Here is a 16,931-nt window from a genome sequence, read left to right as displayed (position 1 = left end):
GTATTAAAAAGTTAAAGTACTATAATTTAGATATGGCTGAAATTTACAAAAAAATTAAAAAGAGAACAATTATTTATTTAGTGTTTTCTACTTTGTGAATCTTCTTTTTATTATTAGCTGCTGCGATCTTTTATTTATCTTTAAAATTTTCAGTTATGAATACGAAAATTTGAATTCTAGTAATTTTTGTTTTGACATTCGCTTGTCTTAGTTTTGTTATTTACATAACGATGGCAATTTCTTTATCAAGACAATTTAGCAAACATCGTGCTATGTTTGTCAATGCATGAATTTTAACTATTACTTCTATTTTTATCTGGACTGTTCCTGCAATTACAGTTGCTATCATAGTTTTTAAAAGATTGAAAAATCAAGTAAACCTTTTTGAAATTAATTTTCATGAAGGCGAATTAATCACAAGTTAACTGCTCTGAATCTTATTAAAAAATCAAGTACACTACATTTCGTACTTGATTTTTAGTCAGTTGCATTCTAATTGAGAACAGGTTTTTCAACTACTCTTGTAGCTCATAATGCTTCAAAATTATTTATTAAAATAGCATCCGCAATTCTTTTTCAAACATCAAGAGGAAAATCATCTATTTCACACTCATGAAATGCGTTATAGTGAGCGTCGATAAACTTTAAATATTTTATTTTAGCAAACCTAGGATTCAATTCTGCATCAGATAGACCAACAAGGTAGTAAGCTAGCATTTTTAGACCATCTTTTCAATGAAATCATGCTGTTGAAATTTTATAATCATACAAGGTATTATCATCAAAATAATCAATTATTTGAGGTGTTGCAAAATCTTCTCAAGAATCTGGCCCTAGTCAATGTTTAATTTTTAGGCTTTGAGATTCACTTAAAATTTTAATAATTCTTTCTGCAGTGTATTTAATTAATTCCATAGCTTTTTCATTAGGTCCTCTTTTTCTTAGAAAACGAGTTCCTTGTTGTTTATGTTTGATTGGATCATAAATAAGTAGTTTATAAACTCTAAGTATATTTTCATCACTAAGCTCTGCAGTAATTGATGACATATATTTTTCAATTTGAGCATTTTCTTTTTCAAATTTATAAAGTTGAACCCTTTTATTACCGCTTTCAATCTTATATTCAGTTTCCATAATAACATTATTAATTGCTTTTCATAACTTTGTATAAGTTTTATCAAAAACCTTTTCAACACTGCTTCCTAGAGCAAGTTCAACAAGATGATCTACGATTTTAAGAACTGTAGTTGTTTTTATATTTAATTGATCTTGCCAAATCATACTATGAGGTTTTGGTTCTTCAATTATTTCTTTCTTTTTGAAAATATTTCAAAGTTCAAGATGTCGAAAGTCATAGAAATTAATTTCTTTAACTAATTCTTCTACAAAAACAGGCTTTGTATGATTTAGGTTGTTATAAGTACATTTTTTACACATGTTTATATTTTATACAAACTTTTGTGAAATTTAAAAGTGTTTTGAATTAGTAGTTGGAAAATATAAAAAAAATCTTGTCCACAATGGGACAAGATTTTAAAGAATATGAAAACGATAGCCGTAAACAAAAATTTTTCATTCGTTTAAGTCAAAATCAGATATTTCATCTTTATCAACTGGAAGTAGAAATGATGTAAGACCTTTAGGTCCTATAAAAACTGACCTTAACACCATTGTAGGTCTAGCTGCATACCTGTCTGGTTCTTTAGTTGGAGGGTTAGAATATTTTAAAAATAAATAAAATTCTTTTTTATCTTTATCAATTCTATAATCTGAAACATGAATGCCCTTGTCAACTTTATTGTATATAAGTTCTTTTTCTCAGTTTACATTTTCACCCCTTACAATAAAGTTTGTAAAGTCTTTAACAAAAAGGTAATTATTTTTCTCAAGATCCAATTTACTTTTTATGGCTTCATAACTAAAATGTGAGTTTCAAGGTTTTAGATTTTCGATATCTTCATCTTTTATATTAGAATCAATTTTAGTTCTAGCAAAAGTATAAAATCTTTCGTTTTGTTTATCACTGATGCGAAGCTGTGTTTTAAGTGTTTCTTCATCAGTTACAAGACTAATTGATTTGAACTGCTTATCAGTGTCTTTTTGATCATCCATTCTTATAGAAGTATCTAAAACTGATGAGTCAGAAATATTTTTCTTTAAATTTTCTGTCTTTTCTTTTTTAAAAAATATGTCTTCGGAATCATTTTGAGAATTGTTTTTAGACTGTACATCTTGTTCTCTTTCTATGTCAATTCCATAATGCTCAGAATGGTATTTAACAGATAAATTGTCTTGCAATGATCATCAATAATCTGAAAAAGTAAATTGTTCATAACCAACTGTTTTTAACTGAACAATTGTTTTTTTGTTCTCTAATGTTTTTTCGCTGATGTCAGTTCCTTTTCCAGTTAAAGTTAGTCTTATATCTTCTGGAGTTTGGTTCACAGAACAAGCAACTGCTGAAAAAGTTGCAACCGAAATTAGACTCATTCCTGAAAAAAGAATTAATTTTTTAATATTTAATTTTCTCATATGAACTCTTTCTTGTTAACTATTCATTAATGAATATTTTCATATATTAATTATAACATTTTGATTAAAATGGCTTTTATATTGTAAAAGGCATTTTTTTAAACTTGATTTGAATTTAAATTAATAAAAACATTTATTTTAAAATTCCATTTATATAAATAATTTGGATAAGTACTATAATTCGCTTGAGCAATATAATTTCATATTTAACACTGAATTTTAATTTGGTGAATAAATATCTTTAATAATTAACTTGTTCAAGGAAAGTAAAATGAAAAATTTGAACAAAAAGATTCTATTAAAAAAATTAATAAAGGTTTCGCTTGTTGCAAGTCCTGTACTTGTCTCATTTTCATTAATATCTTGTGCACCTATTACTAGTTTATTAGAAGGCAAAAACATACAAATAAATGATAAAGTAGTTTATGAAATACTAATGATTGGTGATCAAAACTGAAGTTTTTGAGGTCATGATATTATGCCTTTAAAAAAAGAATTATGAGATTCTAAACCATGACTTGAAACTACTGAAATATCTGATGAATCAAAAAGTCCACTTTCTTTAGTTACAAATTTAAAAGATTTAGAGGTAGTTTTAAATGAAACTAAAAATGCAGAAAATGAGTGAAGTAAAGACAATCAAAAAGCAAAATGAAGTGATAGTTTAAACCCTAAAATCATTGAACAAAATTTGGATTTTGCTAAGCATGATTATTTGTTCTTAAAAAATATTTATGCAACCGACATGCAAGAAAAAAATATTTATAACAAAGATAGTGGCTTCTCATTAAGGTCAGTTTATAAAAACCAGAAGACCATCTTTTTTAACTTTGATTACGTTTATGAAGAAAAAAGTGAAACATGTTGTGTTGCTTCACCGGGTCGAAAAAAGTCATATTTTATTCCTTTTGATAAGGGTGAAATAAACGACTTTAATCTAGCTGATTATAAAATAGGTGTTTATGATGATAGTTTACATCGTGACTACAAGCCATAAAAAAAATAAAGCAGATTTAATCTCTGCTTTATTTTGTAATTTCTTCAAGTTGAAACATTAATAGTGGACCATTATTGAAAGTTAAAGTTTCAAAATCTAGTGTCCCTTGTTCAACAAAACTTTTTGAGTTTGCATGTAACAAGACATTGTGTCAACTAATTGATAAGAGTTTATAACTAGGTTCTTGATCTTTTTCAAAACGATATAATCTAGGAACTAAAGAGATAGTATCATCAGAACTATTTTTCTTAAATGAAAAATAGAAAAAATAATGATCATCAAGGTTTAAATAGTAATTACCTCTGCTAGTTTCTGTATCATCAATTAAACTATAACCACTAGGTTCTTTTAATGTTGATGTAAATGTTAAAGCCTTAACAGTTTCATCGTTATTGACTCTTTCAATTTCTTTTAAATACTTTTCACTAAATACTTGATACCCTTTTTCATTTTTAGGGAAGGTATAAGTAGTATAAAATTTTCACTTTAACTTATTAGTATTTTTTAAAATTCAATATCAATTGGCCTGAATTAACTTATCAAGTTTCATGTTGATAAGTTTTTTCTCATTTTCATCAACCGAACCATTACGCTTTTTAACTAGTGAATTGTAATCATCTATTCAACTAGTATTAGTTAGTTGGTTTCTTTTAAAAGTAGCAAGCTGTGTAGAATTTTTATTAGAAAAAGCTGCATTTGTGATTGTTTCAACAACACCTAGTTCATCAGGTTTACCTAAAACAGGATCTTTAATAGGATCCTCAGGTTTAACTTCTTTAACATTTACACAAGCTACAAAAGCAGCACTTGCTGCAATTATTAAAGGACTTGTGATTAAGATTTTTTTAAGCAATTTGTTCATTTTTAGCAACATCATAATCTACATATTTAAAATATAATTCTTCTAAGTTATCAACTTCTTTAACACCACTATAAACGATTTTACCTTTATTAATAATTGTTACATAATCAGTAAAACGGCTAACTTCATAAAGGTCGTGAGTGCTGACAAAGATAGTTGTACCTTGTTTTTTAAGTTCATCTAAAATAGTGAATAATTCACGGCGAGCAACAGGATCTAAGTTAGTAGTAGGCTCATCCATGATTAAGATTTTAGGCTCATTGATTAAAGCTTGAGCCATTAAAATCTTACGTTTTTGACCTGAAGATAACTTGTTAGGATTACGTCTAGCAAAAGGTTCTAGTTTTAGAAATTTTAATAAATTACGCACTCTTTTATTAGCAGCTTTTTTACTAAATCCTGAAAGAATTGCTAGAGCATATAAGAACTTTTTAGTACTTAATTTAGGTGGAAAAACATCTTTTTCAGGCATGTAACCTAGGTCTCTTTTTGCTTCAGTTTTACGGTTTTCAATCCCGTTAATTAAGATTTGGCCTGATCAAACTACGTGAGCATTGATGATTGCTTTAATGGTTGTAGTTTTTCCAGAACCATTAGCTCCGATGATCACATGAAAATTATTTTCATAAATATCAAAAGTAATATCATCAACTGCTTTAATAACTTTACGGTAGTATTTAGTAAAGTTTTTTACTTCAATAATTTTTTTCTTACCGTTTTGACTGTCTTGATTTTGCACAGATTTTGCTACTTCTTTTTGATTAAGAGTTACTTTTGTCACTTTTTTATTTTTAAATAAGTTCATTAGTACTCCCTTCTGTAATAAATGTAAATTACAGCAGCTGATAAGGCAACAATGATAATTGTTCAATAAATTCCAACTGAATATTGAGGTTGAGTATCAAGTGCTCTTTCAAATTTATAGTAGTTTTCAACTGTTGAAAATAGAAAATCATCTCCTGCTGTTAACTGAACACGGTTAACTGTTTGATTATTAACGGTTTGTTGTACTTGGGTAGCGTTTGAATAACCACCTATTTTGTAATTTCTAGTTTCACCATTATAATTTACTTTAACTTCAAATTGATGATTAGCTAAACCGTTTTCAAATAAAACGTTTTTTAATAAACTATTGTTTTGATAATTTAAATATAAATAATAAAGGGCAACTACATAATATTGCATTTGCAACTGCACTAAGTATCTATCAGTAACTTGTGTAAAAGAATTATTTATAACGTTTAAAAAATCAGGAATAATTGAATCATATTCTGCAAATAAAGCATCTAAGTATTGTCTTGAAGTTAGGTCTTCACCTGTTAAATACTTGTCATTAAACTTTTTAAAAGCAGCCTTAATATCATCATTTTGTATTAATTCACTAATAGACCTTCAATCTAAAGTTCCATAGTAATTTGCTGTATTTGTAAATGAAAAACTATCATCAGTTAAAAGTGTATCTGATTCTGCATTTTCTCAAGCGTAGTAAATATTTCTTTGAGTTTGTTCTCTAAATAAACTGTTTTGACTAGTTAGTAAAGGTAAATTCATAACAACTGATTTATTTGATGAATCAGTTACTAAGCCTTCATTAGCAACTAAATGATAATTGTAACGAGTTGAAACATTCTCAGTTCCAAAATTATTAAATATACTTCTAACATCACCTAAACCTAGAGCGTTACCTGACATGAAAAAGTCGCGCCCGTTAGCAGCAAAATGGATTCCCATTTGATAAGGAATATCAATTCAAGAAAGCACTTGTGTACCTACTGGTGAAGTTTTTGTATTTTGAAATGCTCTATTTAAAAAGTCACGAGATGATTGTGTTAAACTACCGTCAGAATTTGTAGGAACTATATAATAACCATCTTCTTGATCAGAAGTTGAGTAAGCAAATAAATTAGCTGCATCAATAGCAGATTCAGATCTTAAATTATTATATTCACTTGTAAAACTACTGATTTGAGGTCTTGAAAATGTTGGTGCTACTGTACCAATAAAAAATAAAGGTAAAAAGATCACAACTGAAAATAAGTAAGCAACAGCCTTATTAATTTTTTTAGCAATTAAAGCTGTAATTAAACCAAAGAAAACAAAGGCAAATAAAACTACTGCAAAAGAACCATGGACAAAATATTCAACATTTTCAAGTTTGAAATAATCAACATTTCTTAAAGGAATACTTGCAATTGAAGTTGCTATATAAATTACAATTGCTCAAACAAATGCAAACAAAATAAAGTAAATATATTTAGCAATTACGATTTGCATTCTTTCAATTGGCTTAGCAGCTATAACTAAATCCAGTCCATTATTTTCAGTATCTCTAAAGAGTAAAACTGAAATATAAATTGCATAAATAATTGTTAATAGTAAAATAAACATTACAGGAACAATCATTAAAAGTGATGCTCTATAAGAATCTGAATTACTAAATAAATATGGCATTAGTACAAAAAACATAGTTATAAAAAAACTAATGATTACAAATACATAAGTAAATCATTTTGAAAAAACCATGATGTTTAAAAACTTCATAAAGTTAAATGTTGTCTTCATATATTTAAGCATTTTTTCCTTCTTTCTCTTTTGCTAAATTAACTCCTGATAAATAATAAGGTACATTATTTCCAAGTGAAATATCTAATTCAGCAATATTGCGAAGCTTGATTAGGTGCTCTTCGCTGATTTTAATTTCATGTGAATCACTAGCAAAATTTTTATGAACATTTAAAAGTGCATAATCTTTAATTTTAAAATCTTCGATTTCTTTTATAATTCACTTAAATGGTACATTAATAAAAGGATTTATCGAGAAATTCTTAACCAATTTATTTTCGCTATTTAACCTTTGTTTATACCTAATTTCAACAACTGCATGGTTAGCCATTTTTAAATAAAAATATTTATTAAATTCTAACTCATTATCTGGCTCATCTTCTCTTTTAAATTGAGCATAAATTTCATTCATTTCAGTAATTATATTTGTACTAGGTTTCATAAATCAATTTACTTTATTTGAAAATGTTCTACCAAATTGACCACCGTCATTAAAGATTCCTTCACTAGTTCCAATAAATGAAAAACGGTTAAACATAAATAAAAAATATAACCAATTAATTGTATTTAATTCATCAAACATATCTGCTGCTTTAATACCTATTTCGGGTTCATCTGAATCAAAATTATCTTGTCAACTATTTCTTAAAGCAATGTTATAAATACTTAATCATCCTGATAAATCAGTTAAATATTTTTCTCCTAAATTTTTTATATAGTTGACATATTTATTTTTTGCGACATCAATTGTGTCTTCATCTTTTAGATCAATTTTTTTATTTAAAGATGAATTAAAAGTAAATTTTAATTTATCATCTTGAAAGATTTTGTTTAATAAATTTTGAATAGCAGGTTGTTCTAAAAATCTTTCTCATTCAAAACTAACATTAGTCAAATCCTGATTAGCAACAATTGGTTTTTGAACTTCAATTGTGATTCCATCTAAACCAACACTACATGATGAAACCACTAAAGTTGCAAAAACTGATAAAGGCAAAATTGAAAATAAAAACTTTTTAAATTTCTTATTCATTTTTTGCACCTGTTAAAACATAAGAAATTATTTGACCATTTTGAGATTCAAAATCATCTTTTAATTTTGTCTTTTCTTCATCAGATAAAGTTGAATTATATAGGTTAATTTTTTCTAAATGATCTGCTAATAATTTGATATCTGATTTTGCTTGAACATTTTGTTTATCAAAAACTTTAAAGATAATAGGTTCAAAATTAACTGAGTAAGAAAATCTCTCAAAAGCCTTATTTGTCGGGTTTATCGACAAATATGTGTTAGTATTTTTAGCCATTACAAATTCAATTTTGTAAAAACTAAAATCTTCAATTTGAAAATAAAATGACTTTTTAAATTCATTTTCGTTTTCATCTTCATATAAATATGAATCAATTATTTTGCTACTTTTAGGAGTATAAATTCATCCATATTTATCTGCCTGTTCTTGCTGAAAAATATTTGTTTTTAAATTACTTACAGCTGCTGAATAACCCACAAAATATAATTTATCTAAATTATTTATAATGCGATATCAATTATTTTGCATGTTATTAAAAAATGCAAAAGCAGCATCATTAGTGTCAACTGTATTTGTAGTTGGGACAATATTTATTGTTGGAAATAAGTCTCGATAATAAACAGTTGCATTATATAAAGCTAGCAAAATTTCTTGTTCATATAAGAAATTTTTAATACCTAAATTTTGTGTACTTACATAAGAATTTTTTACAAATCCTAATTCATCTTCTGGAATATTTTGATACTCCTTAATTTGTTTTGAAAAACGTAAATTTAAAAGTGTCGTTAAATAATAATTATTACCTTTAACGATGGTTTGAGTTTCATTTTTATTTATTAATAAAAATGAATTTTCATTAAAAACTTTTTTATTAAGTGTTAATGGAATGGCAACAAGTAATGAACTTGTTGCTGAAATGATTAAAAGACGTTTTCAGTTTCTTTTAAAAAAAGTAAACATGTTTACCTATTTCTACAAAATCTTTTTATCTAGGAAATTTGACTTTGAAAAATTATAAAAAAATTACTTAAAAAAAGACAAAATAAAAATTTATTTTTTAGATTCGCTTTTACTAATTAATTTGCTTTTAGGTATAATCAATTAATTAAACAAATAGTGAGGTAAAAATGAAACAAATATCAATCAGAGAATTTTTCAAAACAAGAGATTACTCATCTTTTAGATTAAATCCTAGCGCAACTAAATTAGCCTATTTAAAAAAGATTAATCAACGTTCAAACTTATTTGTCAAAGACTTAAAAACCGAAGAAGAAGTGCAATTAACTAATTATAGTGATCGTTCAATTCACTCAATTGGATGAATTAACGATAACAACATGTTTTTCTTAAAAGATAAAGGTGGAGATGAAAATGACCATCTTTATATTGTTGATTTAGAAACAAAAACATTTGAAGATGTGACTAATTATGAAGAAGTCAAAGTTGCAGGAGTAGGGAGTTTTATTGAAGAAGTTTTCTACGAGAAAAAGATGCATTTTCAAGACATAATTGAAGTCTTACATAATGATCGAAATAAAAATTATTTCGATACTTATCATTACAATATCAAAACTAAAGAATGAAAAATGATTGTCCAAAATGATGACAACATTGTTTCAACATTAAGAGATGATGACTACAAATTAAAATATATAGTTAAGGGTATTTCAGGTGGTAGTGACATCTACAAAGTAGATGAAAATGAAAATTTAACAAAGATTAAATTTGTTAGTTCTAAAGATGAATTATCTTTAGTTCATCAATATCCTGATGGTTCTGTACTTGCTTTATCTAATGTTAATCGAGATAAAATTTCATTAGTTAAATATAATGCAGATCTTGATGAAGAAAGCGTAGAACTAATTTATGAAGATGATTTAGTTGACTTACAAGATGTAATTTTAGATTCAAGACAAGAATATAAAATTATAGCTTTAATAATGGATAAAGAATATTTAGAAATCAAATGATATGACGAAGAAAAGCAAAAGCAATATCAACATGTAAAGGATTTAATTAAAGCAAAATATCCCTGATTTGGAAATTCTTACTTATTTCAATTAAGTAGCGATATTGACTTGAAACATAAAATTTATGTTTCAAGCAGCGACGATATGCTTAATCAATATTTTTACTACGATAAAGAAAAAGATACTGTTGAATTAATTTATTATCAAGAAACTAATTTAACTCCTGAAAACTTAACTAAAATGAAACCTATTTCATTTAAAGCAAGAGATGGTTTAACTATTCATGGATATTTAACATTACCTAAAAATCAAAAAGGACCTTACCCATTAATTCTAAATGTGCACGGCGGACCTTGAGTTAGAGATTCATGAGGTTATGATTCTGAAACACAATTTTTTGCAAACCGTGGTTATGCAGTCTTACAAGTTAATTACCGTATTTCAGTAGGTTATGGAAAAAAATTCTTTTTAGCAGGATGAAAACAATGAGGTCTTGCAATGCAAGATGATTTAACCGATGCAACTTATTGAGCAATTGAACAAGGTTATGCTATTAAAGATAAAATAGCAATTTATGGAGGTTCTTATGGTGGATATGCTGCCTTAATGGGAATTGTTAAAGAGCCTGATTTATATGCAGCGTCAGTTGATATTGTGGGTGTAAGTAATTTATTTGCTCTTTGAGATTCAATGCCACCTTATTGAAGAACACCCGGAAATATTTTTGAAGAGGCACTAGGTGATCCATATTTAAATGAAGAATATGCTAAATCAGTTAGTCCTTATTTTCATGCAGATAAAATCAAAACACCTTTAATGATTGTGCAAGGAGCAAACGATCCAAGAGTGCCACTTGAACAATCAGAATTAATGATTAGTGCTTTGAAAAAAAATAATATTGATGTTGAATACATGTTGAAAGATGATGAAGGTCATGGTTTTGCTAATGAAGAAAATCGCTTTGAAATGTATGAAAAAGTTGAAATATTTTTAGCTAAATATTTGAAAAAATAAGACACCTCGTTTTTAAAAATATGAACGAAAAAGATTGCCGTAATCAGCAATCTTTTTTACTAATATTTTTATTTATGAATGTTTTACGATTGAATAATTTTTAAAAAATTAATTCAAAAACATCATAAATAATTTCACTTGGATTTTTATAATCAGTTTCATCTTGACCTTCTTCTCCTAATCATTCGAGCCCAATTTTTTTGCTGTAACTCATTTCATAAAGAATAGCAAATTTGATTTTATTATTTTCAATATTTAAAATTTCAATATTTGAATAACCAAAAGATTCATCTTCTTTTGTAATTTTATGATGAAGCAAAATGTTTTTAAAATCATAGTTTTTAAACACAAATAAATTGCCTTCTTTTCGATCTTGTGTCGATGGTAAAGATATTAAAATATACTCGTCATTTAGATAATTAAAATTGGTTACTCCATGCATAATCTGAGTATTAATATTTTTTAAATCAAATTGAGATTGATTGCATTTTAAGTAATCAAGATCGCTTCAATAATTACTATGATATTTCTTTTTTGAAACTAATAATTTTCCATAATTAGGATTTCTACTAATAGCATAAAGTGTTTTATCTTTGCTTTTGATTATTGCAGTTTCGCTTAACCATTGATTGCATAGATTTTCGTTCAAGTATGAGCCAACTGTTCATTTATTGATACCTGTATTATATTTCAGCTCATAAACTTTATGTGGCATTGCATTTTTAGTTTCATAAACATTAAAAATTAAATACTCATTTTTTTCTTCATCTTCAATGCTAACTGCTTTTCCTGGAGAAACAACTGTTGCATTTATGTTATTAGATTTATTTATAAATAAATAATTTAAGAGTGAATTTAATTCAAAACTATTACCAAAATCTTCGGAAATAAAATGAGCTAAATATGATCCTGAAGTTAAATGAAATCTATCATTTTTGGTGGCATCAAAAAGGGAATATAAGTATTCATTTTTTTGATTTTTTAATTCATATAAATTAAAATAAAATTTGGAATTACTACTATCAAAATAATATTTGATTTTGAATTTTTCTACCTTAATATTTTGTTGATCAAATATAAAATATTCATTCGTTTTTTTGTAATCTAAAACTAAATAATATTTATTTAAATTAGAATCGTATAAATAAGGCAATCCACTTTGATCAACTTTATCTAAATTATTTAATGGATTTAATTTATTAACAATAGGCATTAAACCACCGTTGCTTGGAAAGATATCAACTAATAAATGCACCCTATTAAATTTATCTTGGATGATTGATGAATCAATAAAAGATGCCTTAATATTTTTGTTATGTTCAAAGGACATAATTATTTTTAAGGGTGAAAAATTTTGATCATCTTTTGAAACTTTAACTACTTGATTTATCTCTGAATAAGGCGCATCAAGTTGACTATCTAAACGTTGATCGACTATAGCAATTAAATCATTATTTTTTAATTTTAATAGTGAAGGAATGCGATATGAATGGGAATTTGCTTCATTATGAGCAAACAAAACCTGACTAGAAATTTTTTGAATTTTCATAATTTAAAAAACTGATTTCTAAAAATAGTTATTACAAATCTAATTGGTAGTTTGACTTGCAACTTGATTTGTTAATGATTGAATTTCTTGATAAATTGAATGGCTATAATCAATTTCAAATTTATCTTTTTTCTGTCAGAATTTTCAAACTTGATTTTCTTTATTATACTTTTTCTCAAGTTTAGTATTTAGTTTTGAAAATTGACTTTCAAGCACAATTAGTTTTTTGAATTCACTTGTAGTAGTTCAAATAGTCAAGTTGACATTTGATTTTCCATTAACTCTAATTTTTAGTAATCCTAAAATTCTAGCAATTACATAACCACTAATTAGTGAAACTGTGAAAGGAATAAATCCTCAAATTTCTGATGCTAATTGAAGTCTTTTTTCTACTGGGATAAAGTTTTGTGTTGGAATTCAAAAAGCAATTCCAACTGCAAAACCTAAAATTAATCCTGTTAATGCTGAAATTCAATCTGTTCTTTTTGTAAAAATTCCTAGAATAAAAATTGCAGCAGTAGGTCCACCTAGTAAGGCAACGATTGATAAGAAATATCTGATGAAATCTCCTTGTCCAGTGCGAGCAAAGACCATTGCTAAAGCAACTGCAATTACTCCAAAGACAGCAACTAAAATAAGCGAAATTTGTTTTAGTTTTTTATCTTGTTTTTCACTTAAGTTAGCTGTTTTAAAACTAGGTGCTAGAGTTTGAATAAAGTCAACCACAATTGTATTTGTTAGAGCCGATAAAGAAGAAGAGATCGTAGATTGTGCAGCAGCAAAAACAGCTGAAATTAAAAGACCCGATAAGCCTGCTGGTAAGACTGTAACTATAAAAAATGGTAGTAGTTGATTGGTAGCAGCGTCATTAATTCCTGTTGCTGCTTTAACTGTTAGTGTAGTTAAACCTAGTGAAGAATAGTAAGAATATAAAACTGAACCAACACCATAAAATAATAAAATGGTAATTGCACCCATGATTAAGTTAACTCAAATTGCTTTATTGGTTTTACGAATATCTTTGTTTGAACGATATCTTTGTACTACATCTTGAGATCCTACATATTGATAAATAGTATTAACGTAGTTGCTGATAAAGATAAATAAAATACCTCCACTAACTAAAGTAATTTGAATTGAAGATAAGCTAAAAACTGGGTGATAAGCAAGTGAAGAACTTGCTCAATCGGTTTTTGCTAGACCAAAGATCATAACAATTACTATACCACCTAGTAAAACAACCCCTTGGATTGCATCTGCTCATAAAACAGCCTTCATTCCTCCGATTAAGGTAGAAACTACGACTAAAGCACCGACTATAAAAATAATGGCATAGACATTTAAGTCAATAAATAAAGTTAAGGCTGTAATTGGTATATATAAAACAATTGCCATTCTAAAAATATGGAAGATAATAAAGGCAATTGAGGTGATATATCTAATTGATTTATGAAATCTTACACCTATATATGCATAGGCTGTATTTTGCTTTAACCTTCTAAAGAAGGGCACAATATATTTGATTAAAATCGGCATGAATAATAAAATTGTTAACTGTGCAAAAGCAAACATTCAGCCGTAAGTAAAACTATTTCCAGGCACCGCTAGATAAGTTAATGATGATAAAGTTGTTGCTCAAATGCTAAGTCCAACAACTATGCCAGGAGTCTTCCCCCCCCTGTAAAGTAATTACTCGTACCTTTTTCTTTTTTGATTTTTGAATAGAAAAAAGCGACTACCCCTACTCCTAAAGTAAGGATTAAATAAATAGCCAAAACTGCTCAATCACCTGCAAAAAATGAAGCTTTTGCAGCTTGATAAACAGGATTTTGACTGGTTCCAGTGTTCATTAAAACCTGCTTTCTGATTTAATTAAGAAAAAATATGCAAAGTAAAAAGTGCTTAGCTAATAACTTATTGCTAGTTAATATTTTAAATATTGTTGCTAGGATAGATAATAGATATCTGATTGAAAGGGCTAATCATTGATTTTAAATTTGCTCAAAAATTATTACAGATTATCAAATTAAACTGAATAAGGCGAACTAAAATTGAAATATTTTTAAGTATTATGTGAAATAATAACAACTAAATTGAAATAATTTCAAATTCTAGAATGATTTTTGAGAAGTAAAGTGCTTTATATAACAATTTTAACTTGAAATATGATCAAAGCTAAAAATAGTAACTAGCAAAAGCATAACTTTAGAAATTTAATATTTGAAATAAAAAAGAGCAAACTGGAAAGTTTGCTCTAAAAATCAAAAAATTACTTTTTATTATTTTTAAGCAATTCTAAAATTGCTTCAAGTTTGTCATTTGTGTCTTTATTTTGTTTTTCAACTTTTTCAAATCTTTGTTCTATTCTTTTTTCCATTTGTAGGCTTTTAGAATTTGCGTCATCAAATCTTTGTTCGATCTTTTGCTCAATTCTTTTTTCCATCTGTAGATTTTCAGCACGTAAAATAGTTACTGCCTCACCTACTATTGATTTTATTTGTTTGATCACCCATTCTTTAGTTAAGGGTTCGCCATCTGCTTCGTATTTTAATTTTATCACTTTACTTTGTAATCTTTTGACTCTATGGATTGTGATTATTTATCTTTCTTTTTTAGCAATTCTAAAATTGCTTCAAGTTTGTCATTTGTATCTTTATTTTGTTTTTCAACTTTTTCAAATCTTTGTTCTATTCTTTTTTCCATTTGTAGGCTTTTAGAGTTTGCGTCATCAAATTTCTGTTCTATTCTTTTTTCCATTTGTTGGCTTTCAACTTTTGACTCATCAAATTTTTGTTCTATTCTTTTTTCCATTTTCAATCTTTCAACTTTTGACTCATCAAACTTTTGATTAATTTCTGAACGTAAAATAACTACAGCTTCACCAACTGATGATTTTATTTGCTTTAGTACCCATTCTTTAGTTAAGGGTTCACCATCTCAACCGTGTGGCAATGGATCTCCTTCTGCTTCATATTTGAATTTTACTCTGCCAGTATCTGAATCAATTTGGACTAAATGAACTTTTTCTTCCATATCATGTGTCTCCGATAATGTTTTAACTGTTTTCGATGGTTTACCAATTACGATTTTTGAGTCTTTCTTGTGCATAATAATTTAATTATAACTAAAGAAAATAACTATTAAAGTGATTTCTTGGTTTTTTCATTTTGAAAGCCAATTATTAAGTCGAACACAGAGACAACTATTAAGTAAATTACTATATTTAACTAATAGTAGAGCTACTAAGTTAATAAGATTACTTTAGTTAGGTTCTAAAACTCGCTGAATTTACTAGCAATATCTTTGACTTTTTATCCCTTCTAAAACACCATTTTGGTATCAAAAAAGTTTCAGAAAAATTTTTGAAAATTTTTTACACAGTCAGATTTTTTTATGCTATTATATTTTTACAGTGGTCATAGCATAAAGTATACCTGATACCATTCCGAACTCAGTAGTCAAGCTTTATTGCGCCGAAAATACCTGAAAAGGGAAGATAGGTCGCCGCTTTTTTTAATTCTTTTAAAATTAACTTATCATTTAAGGAATCTATGAGTTTTACATTAAATCTAAAAAATGAAATTCTGCGCCTTAAATATAATGAAAAAGAATTTAAGGAACTAATTAACGGTTTTATAACAGTTGCAGGTGAGCCTGATTCATATAATCAAAATATCTTAAGTTGCCGCATTAGTAATGAGGCAATTCGCATGAAACTTTTATCTTTAGCAATTATTAATAATATTGAACAAGGTATTAGTAATAAACGCAAAGACTTAATCATTTTTAGTAAGACTTATTTTAAAAGTCTTACTAAAATTAATAAAAAATATGTTTGAGCCTATTTTGCAGGGATTTTTCTAGCAAGAGGCAGTATTAGTTCGGGAATTAATACTGGCCATCATCTAGAATTTTTGGCTAAATCTGAAGAAACTTTAAAAGAAATTCAAGATTATTTTCGTGAAAGTGATCTTGAATTTAACTTTAAAATTATTAAACGTAAAGAACGATATGTTGCTTATTTAAAGAAAAAAGATGAGATTAGCGACTTTTTAAAATTTATTAAAGCAAAAGATTCTTTTTTTGCTTTTATGGAAAATATTTTAGATAAAGACACTATTTCTTATGCAGCAAAACAAGCAAATTTAGATTTGTTAAATAGTTCTAAAATAGTTAAAGCTAGTAAAGAACATTTAATCATGATCGATTTTATCTTTAATAAAGAACTAGAATATCATTTTAGTCAAGATCAAATTTTCTTTTTTAAACTTAAAAAAGAAAATCCTTATGATTCTTTAGAATCATTAAAAGAATATCTTGAAGAAGAAGGTATTAATATTTCTCGTTCAGGATTGCACCATTGAATCAGAAAATTAAAAAAGATTTATAACAGTTATAAATAACTTGTTTTTTA

Annotated in this window: 16 protein-coding genes and 1 rRNA gene; 5 read left to right on the top strand and 12 right to left on the bottom strand. The window is 26.8% G+C overall.

The features are described 5' to 3' along the window. Positions 1–155: 155 nt before the first annotated feature. Positions 156–425: a hypothetical protein gene (locus CJF60_RS02580; RefSeq protein WP_143823402.1), complete on the top strand. Its 270-nt coding sequence runs from the start codon at positions 156–158 to the stop codon at positions 423–425. Positions 426–492: 67 nt separating this feature from the next. Here the strand turns inward: CJF60_RS02580 and CJF60_RS02575 are convergent, their stop codons facing one another. Beyond that, positions 493–1,437, bottom strand: a complete 945-nt coding sequence (locus CJF60_RS02575; protein WP_084232322.1) for a hypothetical protein — start codon at positions 1,435–1,437, stop codon at positions 493–495. Between the two features lie 96 nt (positions 1,438–1,533). After that, a complete protein-coding gene (locus tag CJF60_RS02570; protein WP_084232323.1) occupies positions 1,534–2,532 on the bottom strand; it encodes a hypothetical protein in 999 nt (332 codons plus the stop codon). A 271-nt stretch (positions 2,533–2,803) separates the two neighbouring features. Between CJF60_RS02570 and CJF60_RS02565 the strand changes: the two genes are divergently transcribed. Further along, the gene (locus CJF60_RS02565) at positions 2,804–3,529 is read left to right on the top strand and encodes a hypothetical protein (protein WP_084232324.1); all 726 of its coding nucleotides are present in this window, start codon (positions 2,804–2,806) and stop codon (positions 3,527–3,529) included. Positions 3,530–3,557: 28 nt separating this feature from the next. On the opposite strand, the gene CJF60_RS02560 is transcribed toward CJF60_RS02565, so the two are convergent. Genes CJF60_RS02560 through CJF60_RS02540 form a run of 5 tightly spaced genes read right to left on the bottom strand, consistent with a single transcriptional unit; the run spans position 3,558 to position 8,944 of the window. Beyond that, entirely contained in the window at positions 3,558–4,391 is an 834-nt protein-coding gene (locus tag CJF60_RS02560; protein WP_143823403.1) for an aromatic motif membrane protein, read from the bottom strand. Beyond that, positions 4,375–5,196 (bottom strand): ABC transporter ATP-binding protein, encoded by an 822-nt coding sequence (locus CJF60_RS02555; protein ID WP_084232326.1) that lies wholly within the window; start codon positions 5,194–5,196, stop codon positions 4,375–4,377. Before CJF60_RS02555 ends, CJF60_RS02560 begins: the two co-directional genes overlap by 17 nt. Further along, positions 5,196–6,965, bottom strand: a complete 1,770-nt coding sequence (locus tag CJF60_RS02550; protein WP_084232327.1) for an ABC transporter permease — start codon at positions 6,963–6,965, stop codon at positions 5,196–5,198. The genes CJF60_RS02555 and CJF60_RS02550 overlap by 1 nt, the downstream gene beginning before the upstream one ends. Further along, on the bottom strand, positions 6,958–7,986 hold the full coding sequence (locus tag CJF60_RS02545) for an aromatic motif membrane protein (RefSeq protein ID WP_084232328.1): 1,029 nt from the start codon (positions 7,984–7,986) through the stop codon (positions 6,958–6,960). The genes CJF60_RS02550 and CJF60_RS02545 overlap by 8 nt, the downstream gene beginning before the upstream one ends. Next, positions 7,979–8,944: a hypothetical protein gene (locus tag CJF60_RS02540; protein ID WP_084232329.1), complete on the bottom strand. Its 966-nt coding sequence runs from the start codon at positions 8,942–8,944 to the stop codon at positions 7,979–7,981. The genes CJF60_RS02545 and CJF60_RS02540 overlap by 8 nt, the downstream gene beginning before the upstream one ends. 167 nt (positions 8,945–9,111) lie before the next feature. Between CJF60_RS02540 and CJF60_RS02535 the strand changes: the two genes are divergently transcribed. After that, on the top strand, positions 9,112–10,968 hold the full coding sequence (locus tag CJF60_RS02535; RefSeq protein ID WP_084232330.1) for a S9 family peptidase: 1,857 nt from the start codon (positions 9,112–9,114) through the stop codon (positions 10,966–10,968). A 100-nt stretch (positions 10,969–11,068) separates the two neighbouring features. On the opposite strand, the gene CJF60_RS02530 is transcribed toward CJF60_RS02535, so the two are convergent. From CJF60_RS02530 to CJF60_RS02515, 5 genes are all read right to left on the bottom strand, one after another. Continuing rightward, positions 11,069–12,517 (bottom strand): sialidase family protein, encoded by a 1,449-nt coding sequence (locus CJF60_RS02530; RefSeq protein WP_084232331.1) that lies wholly within the window; start codon positions 12,515–12,517, stop codon positions 11,069–11,071. A gap of 39 nt (positions 12,518–12,556) precedes the next feature. Then, complete coding sequence (locus CJF60_RS05150) at positions 12,557–14,119, bottom strand: sodium:solute symporter family transporter (protein WP_200807538.1); 1,563 nt, start codon at positions 14,117–14,119, stop codon at positions 12,557–12,559. Between the two features lie 53 nt (positions 14,120–14,172). Continuing rightward, complete coding sequence (locus tag CJF60_RS05285) at positions 14,173–14,367, bottom strand: hypothetical protein (RefSeq protein WP_200807539.1); 195 nt, start codon at positions 14,365–14,367, stop codon at positions 14,173–14,175. 419 nt (positions 14,368–14,786) lie between these two features. Beyond that, positions 14,787–15,077, bottom strand: coding sequence for a hypothetical protein (locus tag CJF60_RS02520; protein WP_084232332.1), 291 nt, complete (start codon positions 15,075–15,077; stop codon positions 14,787–14,789). Positions 15,078–15,112: 35 nt separating this feature from the next. Next, positions 15,113–15,625, bottom strand: coding sequence for a hypothetical protein (locus tag CJF60_RS02515; protein ID WP_143823404.1), 513 nt, complete (start codon positions 15,623–15,625; stop codon positions 15,113–15,115). A 300-nt stretch (positions 15,626–15,925) separates the two neighbouring features. Here CJF60_RS02515 and rrf point away from each other — a divergent pair. Together rrf and whiA are read left to right on the top strand one after the other, a co-directional pair. Then, positions 15,926–16,030: ribosomal RNA gene (gene rrf / locus CJF60_RS02510) — 5S ribosomal RNA — on the top strand. 38 nt (positions 16,031–16,068) lie between these two features. Continuing rightward, complete coding sequence (gene whiA / locus CJF60_RS02505) at positions 16,069–16,920, top strand: DNA-binding protein WhiA (RefSeq protein WP_084232334.1); 852 nt, start codon at positions 16,069–16,071, stop codon at positions 16,918–16,920. The last annotated feature ends 11 nt before the right edge of the window (positions 16,921–16,931 follow it).

The organism is Mycoplasmopsis agassizii, assembly GCF_002272945.1.
GTDB lineage: Bacteria > Bacillota_I > Bacilli_A > Mycoplasmatales > Metamycoplasmataceae > Mycoplasmopsis_B > Mycoplasmopsis_B agassizii.
The sequence above is the reverse complement of the archived record's forward strand: the minus strand, read 5'-3'. Positions and strand labels throughout refer to the sequence as shown.